The following is a 17,494-nucleotide window of genomic DNA, read 5'->3' as shown; positions in this document are numbered from 1 at the left end:
GATATTTCACCATCTAAATTTAATATTTTCTACTACGCTATAAAACGCCCCACTCTTTTTGATATTCGTTTATTATCTCATCGGGCGTTTTTTCTCCCTTATCGACCTTGATAAGATCGATTATATCTTGCTCATTTGCAAACATACCCTCTATCGCGTGTTTACAGATGATAGATCTATTTTGCTCGTATTGTTCTGCGCTCAGCTCGTCTTTATATTTTTCAAGTATAGCCAAACTCTTTTCTAAACTATAAACTTCCGGATATTTTTGCATGCTTTATCCCCTAGCAATATAAAATTTTATCAGCTGCGGCGTCCTATTAAAAAGCAAAACTCAAGCGGGCAGGCGCACTTTTTGCTACAAATAGCTTGCAAGTAGTTCGCACTTCGCCGCAGCTAAAGCAGATAACTATTAGATGACGAGAAATTTTACTGCAAGTAGCTCACAAATAAATTTAACAAAGCCCTTATCAAGCAAAAAACGAAGGAAAAGCCGTCAAAGAAAACTGCTACTCTCTTACGATGAAAGCTCCAGTAAACTTGCCATTATGCGCGAAATCTCTCGCCTCATCCTCGCTTTTAAATCCACTTAAAAAGACGCGATAAATCGGCGCGCCATCTATGCTAAATTCTTTGATGATCGCAGGATATCCCGCCGTGCCGTGGTAATCGCGCTGATAAATTTGTGCGCCGCTTCTGTTTCTAAACGCACCGATTTGCACCATAAAATTTCCGCCGACAATGGTCGCTTTCGGCGAGCCTTTGGCGATAGTATGTCCATAAAAGCCCACTACTTCGAGTTTTACCGGCGCCGTACCTTTGGCAAATACGCCTACTAAATTAGCAGCTGTTTTGCTAAGATCGATGATGCGACCATCCACGAATGGACCGCGATCGTTGATGCGTACGGTTGCGGTAGCGCCGGTGTCGCGATTAACGACCTTTACCATAGTATTCATTGGATAGGTTTTGTGCGCGGCAGTCATGCCGTTCATATCGTAAATTTCGCCGTTTGAGGTGTATTTGCCGTGGAAATTCGGCCCGTACCAGCTGGCGATACCGATTTGAGTGTCACCGACGCTTACTTGCTCTGGATAGTAAGTTTTGCCGTTGATTTTATAAGGGCGCATGGTGGCGGGAGAGTTTTTGCCGATCTTGCCCGCACCGCCCGCAGACGATCTAGACGACGGTGCGGTGCGAAACGAGCAACCGGCAAGAATCAGCGCAAAAAGCGCACTAAAAAGAGCGATTTTCTGGTACGACACCTACGATCCGATCTTATTTGTTGAATTTTATATTATTTAGCGCTATTTCGTTTTTGTCTTTGAGGCTAAGCTCGTTCGCCAAACCTGCTAACACGCGTCCTGGCTTGCGCTGTTTCAGACGTGGTTCATACGCTTGAAACGCACCTTGATTTACGACAAATTCTGCATATTTGCTTTGTGGGATATAAAAGAAGTACTTGCCGTTAAGCGGCGAAATTCCGTTTTTAATATGCGCGTTGTAATCCTGCATCTGCGATGGCGAAATTCCGATCTGTTTTGCAACCGCGCTTAGCTTTGTGCCTGGAGCTACTGCGATACGCTTTAGCCCCCACGGCTCGCTTTCAAAAAGCAGAATTTTACGCATATTTTCATTTTGAGCAATGTAAGCGTACTTAATAATGCGTTTGATAAAATTCTTAGTCTCATTAGGAAGTGCGGGACTTTTTAGCAAGCGATCCAGATCATCGCTGCCAGTAGCTGCAATCGCATTTTTAAGCTTTTGATCGCCACAATTATACGCCATTAGCGCTAAATACCACTTGCCAAAATTTTGCTTCAGATGCAAAATATACGAAAACGCAGCATCCGTAGAGGCTGCGGGATCGCGACGCTCATCCACGGCGTTATCTACTCTAAGACCGAAATTTTTCGCAGTCGCCGGCATCAGCTGCCACATACCACCTGCGCTAGCGCCTGATGTGACCGTATTTTTAAGATGAGATTCTACCATTGCCAAATACAATAAGAACTCCGGAGCTTCAATGTTATCGACCTCGGATTTGACTAAGTAGGCATTGTGCGACTGTGAAGTCACGATATGCTTAAACTGCTTGCGATCGCTTGCATTGATCGCACGGAATATGCCCGCAACTACGTTTTTGCTCGATTCGTTATTTTCGATGCCGAATTGATTTAAAATATAGTCGTGATTTGCGCGCATCAGACCGGGCTGGCTCGCAAACGCTTCGCCCACTAAAAGTAGGGCTAGCAGTATAAATTTTATGGCTTTCATATCTCTCCTTTGATTTTATCGCCAAAAAGCCTACAGGCGTTTTGAGTCGTTATTGCTTCAACCTCTTCTACGCTTAGGCTTAAAATTTCCGCGACTTTTTCTACCACGAGTCTCGTAAATGCAGGCTCGTTGCGCTCGCCGCGATGCGGATGCGGGGTTAGATATGGTGCATCCGTCTCTATTAAAAGGCGCTCTTGCGGAATTTGCGGTAAGATCTCAGCTAAGTTTTTTGCATTTTTGAATGTCAAAACTCCGCCGATACCGAAGTAAAATCCGTATTCGCTAAGACCTAGCAAAAGCTTGCTGGCATTGAAGCAGTGTAAAACACCGCCGCATAAATCGCCGGCGCGATCTTTTAGAATTCCAAAGCTATCTTCGTTTGCTTCTCGGATATGGACTATAAGTGGTTTTTGAAGTTGTGCTGCTAGATCGATTTGTGAGATGAAGGCGTCTTTTTGGCGGGAGATTTCTAAGGCTTTGGTTTCCTTGCTCTCTTGCTGCTTAAGTCTGAAGTAATCAAGACCGCATTCGCCGACGCCCACGCATTTGGGATCGTCAGCATACCGCTTCAGCACCTCCATATTGAAAGAATCTATCTCGTATGGATGCACCCCTACGGCAAAATACACATTATTCCGCGCGTGCGAAATTTTACATGCCTTATCTAGGTCTGCTACATCGGCACCGGGAATGATGATGCTGCGCACGCCTGCAATCGTGGCGCGCTCAATCACCGCGTCCAAATCAGCATCGAAACTAGCATCGTCTAAATGGCAATGTGTATCTATAATCATAAAACTCACTTGATAAAATTTTTCGAAGCGGATTTTACGTCGTTTTGCAAAATCACACTTAAATTTAAATTAAACGCGGTATTGTAGCAAAAAATTTCAGATTTAAACTTAAGCTTAAAATTCCTTCAGCTTTGCCTTAGTTTTTTAGCGAATTCCAGGGCTTCTGCAGTAATAGTCTCGCCGCTTATCATACGAGCTAGCTCTGTTATTTTCTCATTTTCGCTTAATAACCTCACGCTAGATTTGCCGTTCGTTTTACTTACTAAAAAGTGTGACGCAGCCTTTGAGCTAAGCTGCGGCTGGTGCGAGATCGCAAAAATTTGATAAAATTTTGAAATTTTTACCAGCACGTTTGCGATACTCATCGCCTCTTTTCCGCTTAAATTTGAATCAATCTCGTCTAAGATTAAAATTCCCTCGCCGTTATTTGTAAGCTCCAAGCTTGCCGCGATGAAAGCAAGGCGTAGGCGGTTCGTTTCGCCCGAGCTTAAATTTTTAAATTCCGTCTTGCACAAGCTGACGCAAATTTCGTCTGTGCCGCACTCACTAAGCGCCGTAGGCTTAAAACTAAGCTCCACTCCGTCCATATAAAGCTGCTTTAGATAGGAATTTATCAGATCCTCGAGCCGTTTTTTAGTGCCCTTGCGAGCCTCGCTGATTTTTTCGGCAAGGGTAGCGGTGCTTTCACTAAGGCGTTTAAATTCCGCTTGCAACTTGGTTTTTTCAAAGCTTAACTGCTCGTAATGCTCAAGCTCCTTCTTGCGCGCTTCAAGCGTAGCTAGCGCCTCCTCTACGCTTCCGTAGCGCCTATTTAGCGCGCTAAGAGCTTCGATGCGATCTAAAATTTTCTCTATGTCGATATTTTCGAGCTCGTCTAAATTCAAGCTTTCTTGCTTTAGCCGCAGCTCGTTCATTGCATCCTCAAAAAATGCGCTATCCAGCCCGCTAAGACTTAGCGCTTCGATGACGCTGCGTTCTAGCTCAAAAACACCCTGCGCCTTAGCCCAAAGTTCCTCGATCTTATCTTTTTTACTAAGCTTTTTTTTGATCTGCAAAAGCTCCTCATATTCACCGATCTTAGGCGATACACGCTCGATTTTTTCAATCTCGAAGCGAGCGAATTCCTTTAACTCCTCGATCTTGCGCTCTTGATCCAAAATTTCATCCAGCTGCTTTTTTGTGCGGCTAAATTCCACAAAAGCGCTTTGAAGCTCCGATAGGCTTTGAGCGTGCGCCGCATCTTTTTTCGCGGCGATAAAATCAAGTAATTTTAGCAAGCTGCCGCTACTCATTTCGCCGGCGTTTTTCGCGCCTAAAAATTTCACGTATTCGCCGGCGATCGTGCTTAGATTTTTTTTCGAGACCGATTGAGAATTTATAAAGTATCGCAAGCTACGCTCTTTTAGAACGCGAAAGGTATTTGGTGTATCGTTTATCAAGCCGAAATTTTCCATATCAAATTGATGCTCTACGTCCGCTTCTATGAGCTCTGCCTCGCATTCTTTAAGCCCAAACACCGCTAAAATCGCGCCTATTAATACCGATTTACCCGCGCCGCTGATACCTGTAAATACGCTAAGTCCCGGGCCAAAACTAAGCTCGCTCTCGCAAAAACCTAGATTATTTTTAATATAAATTCTTTCTAGCATCCGCCGTGCCCCCATCTGAGTTTGGCTTTTAAAACGTCGAAATAATCGTAGCTTCTGCGTTTTATTAAATTTACCTTGGCGTGTGAAATTTTAACGCTTACGCTGTGAAATTCCGCCATATCAAAAACGTCTTGTCCGTCGATGACGACGCTAACTTCGGAGCTTCCGGCGTTTTTGAAGCTCGCGAGATATTCTTTTGGCAGGATCAAAGGCCGCTGCGTCAGGCTATGCGAGCAGATCGGCGTGACGCAAAACACGTCGCACAGCGGATAGACGATAGATCCGTTCGCGCTCATATTATACGCGGTTGAGCCCACGGCGGAGCTTACGATCACGCCGTCGCCGTAGTAGGTGTTGAAATATTTTCTATTTAAAAATGCGTCAATCTTCGCCATTGAAGAGATGCGGCTGCGGGTGATTACGACGTCGTTAAATGCGGTCTTGCGGACGATCTTGCCGCCGCCGTTTTCCAGTATCACTTCGAGTAAAAACGGGCGCTCGATCTCGTATTCGCCACGCAAAAATTCCTTTAAAAATTTTGCGAATTCGCTCGGCTGTACGTCCGTTAAAAACCCGAGAGTGCCCGCGTTGATACCCAAAATAAAGGCGTTTTTGTCGCTTAGCAGCCTCGCAAGTCCGATAAGCGTGCCGTCTCCGCCGAGACTGATTAAAAAATTGGTCTTTTTTAAAATTTCTGCAAGCGTATGCGGCTTAAGGCCGAAAAATTCTGCTCCGTCCTCTTCAAGCAAAAGCTCAATACCTTGCGCTTTTAAAATTTCGCAAATTTGCTCCACGACGGGGCGAATCTCTTCTGATTTTTTGACTATTAGCCCCGCGAATTTAAGGTTTTTATGAATTTTGTTTTCCATAGTTTTATTTTATAAAAAATTAGCTTTGTAAAAGCAAAATTTAACTATACTTGCGTTTTACAAATAATTTTAAAGGAGTAAATTTGCGAAGTCATTATTGCGCCGATTTGAGTAAAAACGATATCGGCAAAAGTGTAACCGTGTGCGGCTGGGTAAATTCTTACCGCGACCACGGCGGCGTTATTTTTATAGATTTGCGTGACCGAAGCGGTCTGCTTCAGCTCGTGTGCGATCCCAAAGATAGCAAAAAAGCGTATGAAATTGCAAACGAAGTACGAAACGAATTCGTCCTAAAAGCCGTCGGCAAGATCCGAGCTCGCGGCGAAGGGCTGGAAAATCCAAATTTAAAAACGGGCGACATCGAAGTCGTAGTAGAGGATCTGCAGATCGAAAATCCAAGCAAGCCGCTTCCTTTCGTAATCGGCGATAAAAGCGTCAACGAAGAAACGAAGCTGAAATACCGCTTTTTGGATCTGCGCGCCGACGGAAGCTTCGATAAATTTAAGATGCGCTCCAAGGCCGCGATCGCCGCGCGAAATGCGCTCGATAGGCTCGGCTTTGTAGAGGTCGAAACGCCGATCTTAACGCGCGCGACGCCTGAGGGCGCTAGGGACTATCTGGTGCCTAGCCGCGTCTATCCGGGCAGCTTCTACGCGCTTCCGCAAAGTCCGCAACTTTTCAAGCAGCTTTTGATGTGCTCGGGCTTTGATAAATACTTCCAGATCGCGCGTTGCTTCCGCGATGAGGACCTGCGCGCCGACCGCCAGCCGGAATTTACGCAGATCGATATTGAGATGAGCTTCAATACCCAATACGACGTAATGCGCGTAGCCGAGGAGGTTTTAAAGGATATTTTCAAATCCTGCGGTCGCGAGATCGTCACCCCTTTTAGACATATGGAGTATAAAGACGCGATGGAGCTTTACGGCAGCGACAAACCCGATCTGCGCTACGATATGCCTTTCATCGACGTAGCCGATATTTTTGAAAAATCGAGCAACGAAATTTTTTCAAATTTAGCCAAAGACCGCAAGGCTAACCGCGTTAAAGCGCTCAAAGTCGAGGGCGGCGATCTGAAATTTAGTAAGCGCCAGATGCAAGGCTTTGAGGAATACGTGAAAAAATTCGGCGCGCAAGGCCTTGCGTTTATTCAAGTAAAAGAAGACGGTCTAAAGGGGCCGCTGATAAAATTCTTTGAAAAAAGCGAGCTGGACGAACTCATTAAGCGCTGCGAGCTTAAAGTCGGCGACGTCGTGTTTTTCGGCGCGGGCAAAAAGAAAATCGTGCTTGATTATATGGGCAGATTTAGAATTTTCCTCGCAAACGAGCTTGGTCTCATAGATCCGAACAGGCTTGAGTTTTTGTGGGTCGTAAATTTCCCTATGTTTGAGCAAAACGACGACGGCAGCTACTCCGCGATGCACCATCCTTTTACGATGCCGAACAATCCCGACGAGCCAGATTTAGAGGATATTACCTCGATTGCCTACGACGTCGTGCTAAACGGCATCGAACTTGGCGGCGGCAGCATCAGGATCCACAAGGCGGACATTCAAGAAAAGGTCTTTAGGCTACTTAAGATCGAGCCTGCAGAGCAGAGAGAGAAATTTGGCTTCCTGCTCGATGCGCTAAGCTTCGGCGCGCCTCCGCACGGAGGTATCGCGATCGGCTTTGATAGGCTGATGATGCTGGTTACCGGCTCAAGCAGTATTCGCGAGGTTATCGCGTTTCCTAAAACGCAGCGCGCGCAGTGCCCGCTTACCAAAGCCCCTAGCGTCGTTACAGACGAGCAGCTTCGCGAGCTAGGTCTTAGGCTTCACAAGAAGGAGCAAAAATGAAAAGCCTTTTTCTAATCATCGGCGCTCCGGGCAGCGGCAAAACGACCGATGCGAGCATGATCGCTCAGATGAATCAAAGCATCGAGCACTATTCCACGGGCGATCTGCTACGCGCCGAGGTAGCAAGCGGCAGCGCTCTGGGCAGGCAGATAGATGGCTTCATTTCTAAAGGCAATCTCGTGCCGCTTGATATCGTCGTAAATGCTATCGTTAGCGCGATTAAAAGCTCACCTAAAGACTTCATCATCATCGACGGCTATCCAAGAAGCGTAGAACAGATGAATAAGCTAGACGAGGTGCTGCGAGGAGACGATGATGTAAATCTTAGCGCGGTAATCGAGGTATGCGTTAGCGAGGAGGTCGCCGAGCAGCGCGTTTTGGGGCGCGCTCGCGGGGCGGACGATAACAAGGAAGTCTTTAAAAACCGCATGGCGGTATTTTCAGAGCCGATCGAGGATATCCGTAAATTTTACGGCGACGCGGGCGTATTTTACAGCGTAAACGGCGAGCGCACGGTCGAGGAGATCGTAGCGGACATAAACGCTATAATCGCCGCGCAGATCGAAAAATTAGGCTAGCGCGCTTGGATGGCGGCTTGAATTTTAAGTGCCTTTGGCTTCTTTTTCATACCGCAAGCGGTACAGATCGCGCTTAAATTTAACGCGCCTCTGTGCGAGCGCATTTTTAAATTTATAGCCCGCTGTCGCGCTATAGTCAAATTTTAAGCGTAAATTTAAGCGGCTCGCTGTGTAAATTTAAATGCGATCGTCAAATGCAAGCAGCTCTTAAATTGATGAAATTTCAGATCTGCTTGCGGACGCAGAGATTAAAATTTAAGGATAGATATGGTTAGAAAATTTTTAATTAGTATGGCTTTATGTGCGGCTGCATTCGGCGCTGGCGGGTTTGTCCCAAGCGGCTCCGCGGCGCAAACTCAACCGTCAAGCGTCAAAGAAGCGCTTAAATTAAGAGATGATTCTTTTGTTGTAATCGACGGCAGGATAAAATCTCAACTCAGACGCGAACATTATAGATTTGTAGATCAAAACGGCGATAGCATCGAGGTTGAGATCGATGATGACGTTTGGCGCGGCGTGAGCGTGGATGAAAATACGCTCGTGCGAATTAGCGGCGAGATCGACAAAGATTTTACAAAAACGACGATAGACGTGAAAAATATCAAAATTTTAAATTCTAAATAAAGGAAAAACTATGGATCTTTCAAAGATAAAAGTGGGCTCAAACCCCGATAAAATCAACGCAGTGATCGAGATCCCTTACGGCTCGAATATCAAATACGAGATCGACAAAGCAAGCGGCGCGCTCTGCGTAGATCGCGTACTATACGGCGCGATGTTTTATCCCGCAAACTACGGCTTCGTGCCGAACACCCTAGCGGACGACGGCGATCCCGCGGATGTTTTGGTGCTAAACGAATACCCGCTTGCCGCAGGCAGCGTGATCCCGTGCCGCTTAATCGGCGTTTTGATGATGGAGGACGAAAGCGGCATGGACGAGAAGCTGCTTGCCGTGCCGGTTAGCAAGATCGATCCGCGATATGAGGGCATTAAATCTATCTCCGATCTGCCTAAAGCGACGCTGGATAAGATCAAAAATTTCTTCGAAACCTACAAGCTTTTAGAGCCGAATAAATGGGTCAAAGTGAAGGATTTCGCAAGCGCCGCGGAAGCGGAGAAAATTCTAGACAAAGCGATCAAGGCTTATAAATAATCCTTTTTTGCGCATTCGGCGCTAAAATTTAATCAAAATTTGACCGATCCGCTCGGTCAAATTTATCTTTAAATTTTAATTCTATAAATTTTCAAATTTTAAAATATCTTTAATTCCGCGCAAATTTTACCTGAAGCCTGTGCTTGGTTTTTTCGCTTGTTTTTCGGCAGTTGAGCTAAGCAGTCTTGGGTTATTAAATAAAGATTTTAAAACTACATTGCGCAAAATAGCATGACGAGGATCGAAGATTTACGCGCTAACGGTGGAGAAATTCTGCGAACTAAAATGCTTCATAGAGACCGCAGTTAAAATTTCAAAATTCTCTATCTTTATTTTGAAAGAGACCGTGGGCGTCATTGCAAAATTACAAAGCTGATGTCATCACAGACAGGAGCCTTTGGTCTGCCGCGTCACATAAAATTTGAAATTTACACGCTACATAAAATTCGGAAATCTAAATGATGCCAAATGATTTACTATCGCCATCTTTTTAAATTTAGTAATAAATCTATAAATTTTGATTCCAAAGGCTTTTGTTTTAATAAGACGTCAAACACTTGATTAAATTTAAAACTGCATCTCCCACGTGAGTTTATAGTTCCTACCCGGCGAGTAAAAGCGATTGATGCCAAGCCCTGTTTCTTGATCTATCAGATTGCTAGTTCCAAAAGGCCTTATTGACCTGGCGCTTTCCCAAGTGATATATTTACGATCGGTTATATTATATACGCCTGCACGAAGCGTCAGATATTTTATCGGCTTTACATATGTTACGAAGTCTATCGTCGTATATCCACCGCTTCTCCATTCCACTTCGCTATTGCTTACAGGTTTGCCATTTACGATTTTGCCGCTTCGCGCTTGCTCATACCAATACATATTATAGGTGTCGTCTCCTTTTTTTGCAGCTACCGCAGTTACAAATAGATCTGCGCCGAATTTATCGCCTGGGCTTTGGTAGCTTACACTATAAACCGCCGTTCTAGGCTGGATCGCATTCATCGGAGTATCTATTTTGCCATTACCTATGTCCATTCTACCCTTTTGGATACTTAGCTTGTATCCAATGCTAAAACCCTGCAATGGCTGCCAAATTTGATCCAAAGCCAGTCTCGAATCTATCTCTATTCCTCTTACTCTTGCTTTTGGACGATTTACGTTTTGATACACAGAGGTAGGCATTGTACTTCCGCCGTTTCCGTAAGGAAGCTGGAATTCCCCCTTATATTGTAAATCTATAAAATTCCTATAATCCGTTTGGAATAAATTCAATGTAACGAAGCTTGGCGAATTATGAAACGTAAAGGCAATCTCTTTAGTCTTTGCCGTTTCTTTTTTCAAATCCAAATTCGGATATATCGAAAAATCCGGATGCTGGAAAGTGAAGTAAATTTCATCCGAAGTAGGCGCCCTAAATCCGTTTGCATATTTAAGCTGAAGCCTGAAAAAATCAAGTGGATCGATGCTTGTAGATAAAGAATATGAATTTGCCGAATATTTTCTCTTCTGAGAAGCTAAATATACGGCGTTGGCTTCTGCATTTGCATCCTTATGCGCCTTTATCTCATCACTAGACGGCGTACCGGGAAGTGGAGTATAAGGAACAAACATTCCGATAAATAGATCAGTTGGAATTTTTGGCGTAACGCCTGGGGTATATGATGGATTGTGTTTAACCTTATCATACCTATAATTAAGATCAAAGGCTAAAACATCGTTTATACGAAAGTCATCTCCCACATAAAGCGCCCCGGTTTTGGTCTCAACCGGAATAAGGAAGCTAAAAGGATCATCTTCGTGACCGCAAGAATTATTATAAGAAGAAGCGTTGGTGTATGATTGGCATTTTTCTGGATACCAAGTGCCTAAGATCGGAAAATCATGATTCGTATTTCTAACTCCGGCAAAATATTTAGCCCACCATTGCTTATTTTGAGGAGAATAACCCGCTTTATTTATCATACTTTTATCGCTTTTGCTATAGAGTCCGCCATAGCTTAGAGAGTGTTCTGTGCTTTTTATCTGAAAATCTTTTGTAAGATCGAGATTAAACTGCTTAGTATCGGTATTTAAATCTCTATCCTTCCAGTTATTTTCTACGTATCCGTTTTGGTTAGGTAAAAGTACCTCATCCGAACCAACTGGTGATAATTTGCCGTAATTGCCTTTACTATAAGGTGTAGTTATTTTGTTTATGGAATATGTTTTATATGTGCCGCTATTTGTATCAAAAAGAGTCATACCTTTAGAACAATCATATTCATCACAATTGATATAGGCATCATCATTGGGTTTATAACTACTATATGCGTCCGTATTTAATATATGAGGTTCATTTTTTGGATTATCCGGATCTGAAAAATCAAATTGACTGTCTACTAATGTAGGCATAAATCCCCACTTTAGCCATGTCTTTACTTCTCCTCCGTATTTATCTACCATTTTTCCGTTTTCGTTTATATGTAGACCGGACGGATTTGAAATACCTGCGCAGTTATCGCCTTCGCAATACTCATCCGTTCTCGCTTTTAACTTAATATGTTGCTTGTTATAGCTAAATTTTAAGCTATCCCATAAAGGCGTTTCATCGAAATTTTCGTAAGAAAACGAGTAATTCTTTCTTTCGCTTCTATCGTTAGTGTGTCGTATATCATTAGTCAATGCTCCCCAAGGGGTTTGCGTATTGTAAAGAGCAAATTGATTCGACCAGTCTGTTCCCTCTGATTTTATATTAGACTTATCGTATCCTAAGCTAAATCTATCGGTATCGGTAGGCTGAAAGCCAAATTTTACCAATGTGCTTTTTTTGTAAATTCTATAAGGATCAGGCTTTTCTCTAACTTTTCTGATGACGGTTGGGTCATAGTCTTTATAACCCCAGTTTTTTAGTTCATGTCCTTCTCTATCGGTGTGAATAGCCAAGAGATCAAACCATTTAAACCGAACTGCAGCTGCGTGGCTTTGCCAGTTTTGTCTATCGGCGCTTTGATACCCGCGCTTAAATCCGTAATACCAATCCTTCTCCGTTAGATAATCTCTCGCATCCTTTGTCTCAAACGCTACTGAGCCACCTAGCGCGCCCGAGCCTCTTTTTACCGAATCTGCACCTTTAGTGATATCTACCTGTCTTACGTTTTCAACCTCAACGCCGTTTCTAGTGTTATTAAAGTTTCCATATCCTTCAAAGAGATCTTTAAAACCTTGCGAGCTTAACGTCTCTGCCTGACGAAGCCCATCAATACTTATATCTACACGATTTTCATCTACTCCACGGATCGAGTAGCCACTAGCACCGAATCTTCCGCTTTCGACAACTGAAACGCCGGTTTCGTGACGAACCATATCTCTACTATCGCTAACTTGCTCTTTGGCGAGTTGCTTGGCGCTCTTTTTAGTTTCGCCGACTTTTTTGGTAAGCGGGTCGCTTTCTACGTTTCCCGTAACATTGATCTGCCCTAAATTTTGGGAGCCACCTTCGCTATCATCCTGTGCAGCTAAAGTGGCCGCGCATAAACAAAGCGCTCCCGCCGCTGCAATAGAAAACCTAAATAAGCTCATTTTAATCCTTTTATAATACTATTTCTCATAGGCGTTATTAAAAATAGCAGTATATTAGTGAAAAATTCTTTAAATTTAAATTAAAAAGAATTTATTTATCATTTGTAATTATAGCGCTTAATTTAATTTAAAGAAATCCCAGCCTTACGCCTTTATCTCCTAAATTTGCGTTTTTTAAAAACAGAAATTTTTACTTTAAATTTTAAAGTTTTTCATGAAATACTAAACGATGACGGGGTAAATAAATTTTGAAATTTTAACTTGAGAAATTTCAAAATTTTATCATAAGCAAGCGGAATTTTATCTACGCACGTAGTACTTTGGGCATCATGCGGACCGGCATTTTTACGAAGCTACGTCCTGCAAAATTTATAAAATTTCGAATTTCCGTAAATTTATTGCGCGTTTGCGGCGCAAAATTCCTCATTTAGCATTTACAAGCTCGGTTTGCGCGAGGGCTTAGTGCGAGGCTAGCCCTAGCAGAACACCGAGGCCGCGCCTAGCTCTCCTTCAAAAGCTTGGTTAGCACCGTGCCGCTTTCGTCGTGTTTGCGGATATTTTTATAAATTTTACTAAAATAAGCTTCTAAAAATTCCTGATCATTGATCTTATCTTCGCCCTTTTTCGGTGCGATCTTTCGGTACTCGCCGCTGCTTTGCAGCTCGAATGCAAGCTCGTTGTCACTTAGCTGAAGCTTTAAAATTTCTTTTAGCTTGTTTTGCAGATTTTCGTTGTAAATCGGGCTCATCAGCTCCAGCCTACGCTCTAAATTTCGCGGCATCCAATCCGCGCTCGCGATATATAGGCTGGGCTGCGCGTGCGCGAAATAAAAAATTCTAGCGTGCTCCAGGTATTTGCCGACGATCGAGATCACGCGGATATTTTCGCTAACGCCCTTAAGCGCCGGGCGCAAGCAGCAGATGCCGCGCACGATGAGATCGATCTTTACGCCCGCGGCGCTTGCTTTATACAGCGCCTTGATCATATCGCCGTCGACAAGAGCGTTCATCTTAGCGATGATCCTGCCGGCAGAGCCTTTCTTCTCCTCGTTTTTTATCATCGCTAAGAGTCGCTCTTTGATCTGCATCGGCGACATAGCGAGGTTGTCAAGCTTGCGGTTTTTGTTGTAGCCCGAGAGGATGTGGAAGAAATTCGTCGTGTCCTTATCGAAGCGGTCGCCGCAGGTAAAAAAGCTCACGTCGGTGTAAATTTTAGCGCTTGAGCCGTTGTAGTTGCCCGTGCCTAGGTGGATATAAAATTTTAGCTTGCCGTCCTCTTTTTTGATGATCTGAGTTACCTTGGCGTGGACTTTAAAGCCCGTGATGCCGTAGATCACGTGCGCGCCCGCGTCTTCAAGCGCCTTCGCCCAGTGCAGGTTATTTTCCTCATCAAACCTCGCCTTAAGCTCAACCATCACCGTTACCTGCTTGCCGTCGCTTGCGGCCTCGATCAGGCTCTGGACGATCGGGGAGTTTTTCTCCACGCGATACAGCGTCATGCGGATCGAGATGACCTTTGGATCTTTGGCGGCCTCTTTGATGAGCTTTTGGACGGGATCAAAGCTCTCGTAAGGATGGATCAGCAGGATATCCTCCTTCTCCATCGCGCTCATAACGGAGGTGTTTTCGTTAAAGGGGGGCAGCGTCTTTGGCAAGTATTGAGGATGGGCTAGAAAGGAAAAATCCTTATTAGAAGCGATCTCCCAAAGCCCGTCCAGCGTAAGCGGCACGGCGCATTCATATATATCTTTGTAAAAAATTTTAAGATGAGAATTTAGAAATTCTAAAAGCTCGGCATCGGCATCTTTTTCGATCTGAAGCCGTACGAAAGCCCCTTTGCGGCGCAATTTAAGCCCCGCTTCTAGGATCATCATAAAATCGTCCGCTTCCTCCTCTTCGATCACGATATCCGCGTTTCGCGTGACGCGGAAAGCTGCGGAGCTAAGAAGCTTGTAGCCCGGGAAAATCTCCTCCGCGTGGCGCTTTACGATAGTGCCGATCGGCACGTAGGTGTTTTGCGCCACCTGCACGAAGCGCGGGATCACGCGCGGAATTCTAATCATTCCAAAATGTACCGACTCGGGCGCGCCCTCATCGCAGAGCTTGACCGCAAGGGAGAAGCTGAGATTGTTTAGATGCGGGAAAGGATGGGTCGCATCCACTGCGATCGGGACGATTACTGGCATTATCTGCGAGAAGAAAAACTCGTCCGCCACCGGCTTTAGCTCGGGCTGCAACTCGTCGTAGCTTTTGATAAAAAGCCCGTTTTTGCAAAGCTCCTTTTGGATGCCGAAATACTGCTGCTCAAGCTCGGTTTGTTCGTTTCTTAGATAGGAGCGGATCGCGCGCAGCTGCTCAAGAGGCGTCATCTCGTCATCTCCGCTGGTTATAACGCCGGCGGTAAAAAGCTGCTTCAAGCCCGCCACGCGGATCATATAAAATTCGTCTAAATTCGTGCTGTAAATCGCTAGGAATTTTAATTTTTCAATTAGCGGGATATCCTTTTTGCATTGTTCCAGCACGCGAGTATTGAAGCGTAGCCAGCTTAGCTCGCGGTTTATAAAATTACTCTGTGTTTGCATAAAAACTCCTTTTTGAATATTAATTCTAAGATTATAGCCCAATTAAGATTAAATTTTAAAGTCCGAATTTCATGAGCTTGCAAGTGGGGCAATTTAGTATTTAAAATTCTGCCCTAATTCCCTATTTTTCCTAAATCCTTGCACATTTGCGTGTCGCCGCCTTTGCAGCCCAGTTCCAAATACTGCCTTAAATATAAAATTTGCTCTTCCTCCTCCTCGCTCATATCAAGCACCCATTTGCACGCCTCCTTTACATTACCCCTGTCGCAAGCCTTCTTGCAAAAATTTTTGCCTTTATTTTTATCTACTTTAGCCCACAACAGCAGTCCGTAAGCGTAGCACGAAGGGTAATGCTCTCCGTTGCAGCCGATTTCATAAAATTTCATAACCTCATTTATATTCTCATTCTCTCTGTTTAAAGATGTGGCAAAGTGCCCGCATCCTGCAGGATTTTCCGCATCGCAGGATTTTTTAAAATACTCTTTTGCCGCAAGCTCGTCTTTTTTTACGCCTTCACCATAAAAATATAAAAGCCCGTAGTCATCACAAAATTTCGCGTCTAGCTCGCAAGCTCTTTCGTAATATGTCTTGATTTTCGCGTGTTTTTTATCCAAAGACGTAAGCGAATACGCTCGCCCCATAAAAATGCAACCCTTGGCATATCCCAAACTACATGATTTTTCAAAAAATTCTAATGCCAAATCGTCGTTTTTTTGTGCGCAAGATTTATTATTTAGAATTAAAGCCGCCAAATAGCATGCTTTGCCGTCGCCGCTACTGCATTTCTTAAAATTTAAATCGTAAGTATCGCACGCAGGCGCCCCTAGAGAATAAATTTCGCTTACGCTCGCGGCTTTCAAAAACAGAGCCGATACGAGTATAAAAAATAGCGCTTTCATGTTAGCTCCTACATACGATATAAATTTAAATCAGAAAGCGACGTAAATTTTATCTTTTGCTAGCGGCTACACTTTGATTGCGCTCTGCCGTGACCGGCATCATTAAGATCAAAAGCGCCAAAATTGCGGGATAAAATTCTTTCATTATCGCTCTTTGCCCCTTTTTGGATTTGCCATCTTTTACTCCTTGGTTGAATTTGAGTCGTATTTATCGCTTATTTCCCAAAAGGCTCTTTTCGCACACTTTACGGGATCGTGTTCCTCCTGATCTCGTAAGCAGTTTTCTAAAGCCGTCTTTAGCGCGCAAGATTTTAGTTTAAATATTCTTTCTTTTTCTAGATGCTCTGAATATTTTTCGCAAGCTATGCTGTAATTATGTGCCGCTCTTTTGACATTGCCTCTTATCGCAATATCATGAATTCCGAGGTTAAAACAAGAGGCTGCAATACCTGCCTTGCAAGATTTTTCTAAGGGCACAAAAGCCGCTTCACGCATACCGAGCTCTAAACCCATAACATAGCCCAAATCATCACATTTTTCCATATTACCGCTATCGCATTTTTTAGATAAAATTTCTATTAGTTTAGTGCATGAGCTATATTTGCCGTTTCCTTTATTGCATTCGTTATAAAGATTTTGTTCCTCTGCCGTAGATTTGGCAGATAATGGACACGACAATATCATAATCAATAAGAATAAAACGCTAATACTTCTCATTTTAGCTCCTCTACAGTTCTTTTTAAAAGAGCCTTGCCCTTTATTATCGGATTGCATTCTTTATCTTTTAAACAGCTCTTTAATTCCTCATTCATTCTACAAAAAAGCTCACTATTCTTCAGCTTGCTATCGCATACTTTTTCAAAACTACTAATTGCCCTTTGTATATTGCCGTTAAATTCTATATCTTCCCAACCTAGCCCCATGCAATATTCGATAAGGTTAGCATCGCACAGCTTAATCAGATATTTCATAGCTTCCTCTTCTCTAAACAAAGATTGTAAAAAATCACTCTGTATAGTACATGAGCGCATATTACCATCCTCGCACTCTTTAGATAAAATTTCAACGAGTTTATTGCACGATCCATATTTTCCGTCACCGTAATCGCAGGATTTAAAAAGCATCCTTTGCTCTTCGTTATTAAAATCCTCTAACTTTATCAAGCTTGTCAAATGCGATTTTGCCGCAGCAGGAATCACTACAAATGCCGTTATAAACGTAAATAACGAAATTTTAAGATAGAATTTTTTCATTAGTACTCCTTGTTTTAAGCGGCGATTATATATAAAAATTTTTAG

Annotated in this window: 15 protein-coding genes; 4 read left to right on the top strand and 11 right to left on the bottom strand. The window is 43.6% G+C overall.

Annotation, left to right across the window (positions count from 1 at the left end):
- Nucleotides 1-37 precede the first annotated feature (37 nt).
- The 6 genes from Q0135_RS04735 to Q0135_RS04710 all read right to left on the bottom strand — a co-directional run bounded on the left by Q0135_RS04735 (nucleotide 38) and on the right by Q0135_RS04710 (nucleotide 5,589).
- On the bottom strand, nucleotides 38-274 hold the full coding sequence (locus Q0135_RS04735) for a hypothetical protein (RefSeq protein WP_297988700.1): 237 nt from the start codon (nucleotides 272-274) through the stop codon (nucleotides 38-40).
- Between the two features lie 235 nt (nucleotides 275-509).
- On the bottom strand, nucleotides 510-1,265 hold the full coding sequence (locus Q0135_RS04730) for a septal ring lytic transglycosylase RlpA family protein (protein ID WP_297988699.1): 756 nt from the start codon (nucleotides 1,263-1,265) through the stop codon (nucleotides 510-512).
- A gap of 13 nt (nucleotides 1,266-1,278) precedes the next feature.
- Nucleotides 1,279-2,277, bottom strand: coding sequence for a lytic transglycosylase domain-containing protein (locus Q0135_RS04725; RefSeq protein ID WP_297988698.1), 999 nt, complete (start codon nucleotides 2,275-2,277; stop codon nucleotides 1,279-1,281).
- Nucleotides 2,274-3,071, bottom strand: coding sequence for a TatD family hydrolase (locus Q0135_RS04720; RefSeq protein ID WP_297988696.1), 798 nt, complete (start codon nucleotides 3,069-3,071; stop codon nucleotides 2,274-2,276). Before Q0135_RS04720 ends, Q0135_RS04725 begins: the two co-directional genes overlap by 4 nt.
- A gap of 125 nt (nucleotides 3,072-3,196) precedes the next feature.
- Complete coding sequence (locus Q0135_RS04715; protein ID WP_297988694.1) at nucleotides 3,197-4,720, bottom strand: AAA family ATPase; 1,524 nt, start codon at nucleotides 4,718-4,720, stop codon at nucleotides 3,197-3,199.
- A complete protein-coding gene (locus Q0135_RS04710; protein WP_297988691.1) occupies nucleotides 4,714-5,589 on the bottom strand; it encodes an NAD(+) kinase in 876 nt (291 codons plus the stop codon). Before Q0135_RS04710 ends, Q0135_RS04715 begins: the two co-directional genes overlap by 7 nt.
- Before the next feature lie 83 nt (nucleotides 5,590-5,672).
- On the opposite strand from Q0135_RS04710, the gene aspS reads away from it, so the two are divergent.
- The 4 genes from aspS (at nucleotide 5,673) to ppa (ending at nucleotide 9,158) form a co-directional block, all read left to right on the top strand.
- On the top strand, nucleotides 5,673-7,427 hold the full coding sequence (aspS, locus tag Q0135_RS04705) for an aspartate--tRNA ligase (RefSeq protein ID WP_297988689.1): 1,755 nt from the start codon (nucleotides 5,673-5,675) through the stop codon (nucleotides 7,425-7,427).
- Nucleotides 7,424-8,005, top strand: a complete 582-nt coding sequence (locus Q0135_RS04700) for an adenylate kinase (protein ID WP_297944626.1) — start codon at nucleotides 7,424-7,426, stop codon at nucleotides 8,003-8,005. The genes aspS and Q0135_RS04700 overlap by 4 nt, the downstream gene beginning before the upstream one ends.
- Before the next feature lie 267 nt (nucleotides 8,006-8,272).
- Nucleotides 8,273-8,629, top strand: coding sequence for a YgiW/YdeI family stress tolerance OB fold protein (locus Q0135_RS04695; protein ID WP_297988687.1), 357 nt, complete (start codon nucleotides 8,273-8,275; stop codon nucleotides 8,627-8,629).
- Nucleotides 8,630-8,639: 10 nt separating this feature from the next.
- On the top strand, nucleotides 8,640-9,158 hold the full coding sequence (gene ppa, locus Q0135_RS04690) for an inorganic diphosphatase (protein ID WP_297896257.1): 519 nt from the start codon (nucleotides 8,640-8,642) through the stop codon (nucleotides 9,156-9,158).
- Nucleotides 9,159-9,725: 567 nt separating this feature from the next.
- Here the strand turns inward: ppa and Q0135_RS04685 are convergent.
- The 5 genes from Q0135_RS04685 to Q0135_RS04665 all read right to left on the bottom strand — a co-directional run bounded on the left by Q0135_RS04685 (nucleotide 9,726) and on the right by Q0135_RS04665 (nucleotide 17,449).
- Nucleotides 9,726-12,716, bottom strand: a complete 2,991-nt coding sequence (locus Q0135_RS04685) for a TonB-dependent hemoglobin/transferrin/lactoferrin family receptor (RefSeq protein ID WP_297988685.1) — start codon at nucleotides 12,714-12,716, stop codon at nucleotides 9,726-9,728.
- Nucleotides 12,717-13,215: 499 nt separating this feature from the next.
- Nucleotides 13,216-15,297, bottom strand: coding sequence for an RNA degradosome polyphosphate kinase (locus Q0135_RS04680; protein ID WP_297988682.1), 2,082 nt, complete (start codon nucleotides 15,295-15,297; stop codon nucleotides 13,216-13,218).
- 113 nt (nucleotides 15,298-15,410) lie between these two features.
- On the bottom strand, nucleotides 15,411-16,196 hold the full coding sequence (locus tag Q0135_RS04675; protein WP_297988679.1) for a tetratricopeptide repeat protein: 786 nt from the start codon (nucleotides 16,194-16,196) through the stop codon (nucleotides 15,411-15,413).
- Nucleotides 16,197-16,376: 180 nt separating this feature from the next.
- A complete protein-coding gene (locus Q0135_RS04670; protein ID WP_297988677.1) occupies nucleotides 16,377-16,913 on the bottom strand; it encodes a hypothetical protein in 537 nt (178 codons plus the stop codon).
- Nucleotides 16,910-17,449, bottom strand: a complete 540-nt coding sequence (locus Q0135_RS04665) for a hypothetical protein (RefSeq protein WP_297988674.1) — start codon at nucleotides 17,447-17,449, stop codon at nucleotides 16,910-16,912. The genes Q0135_RS04670 and Q0135_RS04665 overlap by 4 nt, the downstream gene beginning before the upstream one ends.
- Nucleotides 17,450-17,494: the final 45 nt, after the last annotated feature.

This window comes from uncultured Campylobacter sp., assembly GCF_937981295.1.
GTDB lineage: Bacteria > Campylobacterota > Campylobacteria > Campylobacterales > Campylobacteraceae > Campylobacter_B.
This window is presented reverse-complemented; position numbering and strand designations above follow the sequence as displayed.

Bases quoted from the DNA above. Each gene is read 5' to 3' on its own strand.
- Q0135_RS04710 (WP_297988691.1), bottom strand. From the start codon at position 5,589: ATGGAAAACAAAATTCATAAAAACCTTAAATTCGCGGGGCTAATAGTC.
- Q0135_RS04680 (WP_297988682.1), bottom strand. From the start codon at position 15,297: ATGCAAACACAGAGTAATTTTATAAACCGCGAGCTAAGCTGGCTACGC.
- Q0135_RS04735 (WP_297988700.1), bottom strand. From the start codon at position 274: ATGCAAAAATATCCGGAAGTTTATAGTTTAGAAAAGAGTTTGGCTATA.
- Q0135_RS04675 (WP_297988679.1), bottom strand. From the start codon at position 16,196: ATGAAAGCGCTATTTTTTATACTCGTATCGGCTCTGTTTTTGAAAGCC.
- Q0135_RS04670 (WP_297988677.1), bottom strand. From the start codon at position 16,913: ATGAGAAGTATTAGCGTTTTATTCTTATTGATTATGATATTGTCGTGT.
- Q0135_RS04700 (WP_297944626.1), top strand. From the start codon at position 7,424: ATGAAAAGCCTTTTTCTAATCATCGGCGCTCCGGGCAGCGGCAAAACG.
- Q0135_RS04695 (WP_297988687.1), top strand. From the start codon at position 8,273: ATGGTTAGAAAATTTTTAATTAGTATGGCTTTATGTGCGGCTGCATTC.
- Q0135_RS04720 (WP_297988696.1), bottom strand. From the start codon at position 3,071: ATGATTATAGATACACATTGCCATTTAGACGATGCTAGTTTCGATGCT.
- Q0135_RS04665 (WP_297988674.1), bottom strand. From the start codon at position 17,449: ATGAAAAAATTCTATCTTAAAATTTCGTTATTTACGTTTATAACGGCA.
- Q0135_RS04715 (WP_297988694.1), bottom strand. From the start codon at position 4,720: ATGCTAGAAAGAATTTATATTAAAAATAATCTAGGTTTTTGCGAGAGC.
- ppa (WP_297896257.1), top strand. From the start codon at position 8,640: ATGGATCTTTCAAAGATAAAAGTGGGCTCAAACCCCGATAAAATCAAC.
- Q0135_RS04725 (WP_297988698.1), bottom strand. From the start codon at position 2,277: ATGAAAGCCATAAAATTTATACTGCTAGCCCTACTTTTAGTGGGCGAA.
- Q0135_RS04685 (WP_297988685.1), bottom strand. From the start codon at position 12,716: ATGAGCTTATTTAGGTTTTCTATTGCAGCGGCGGGAGCGCTTTGTTTA.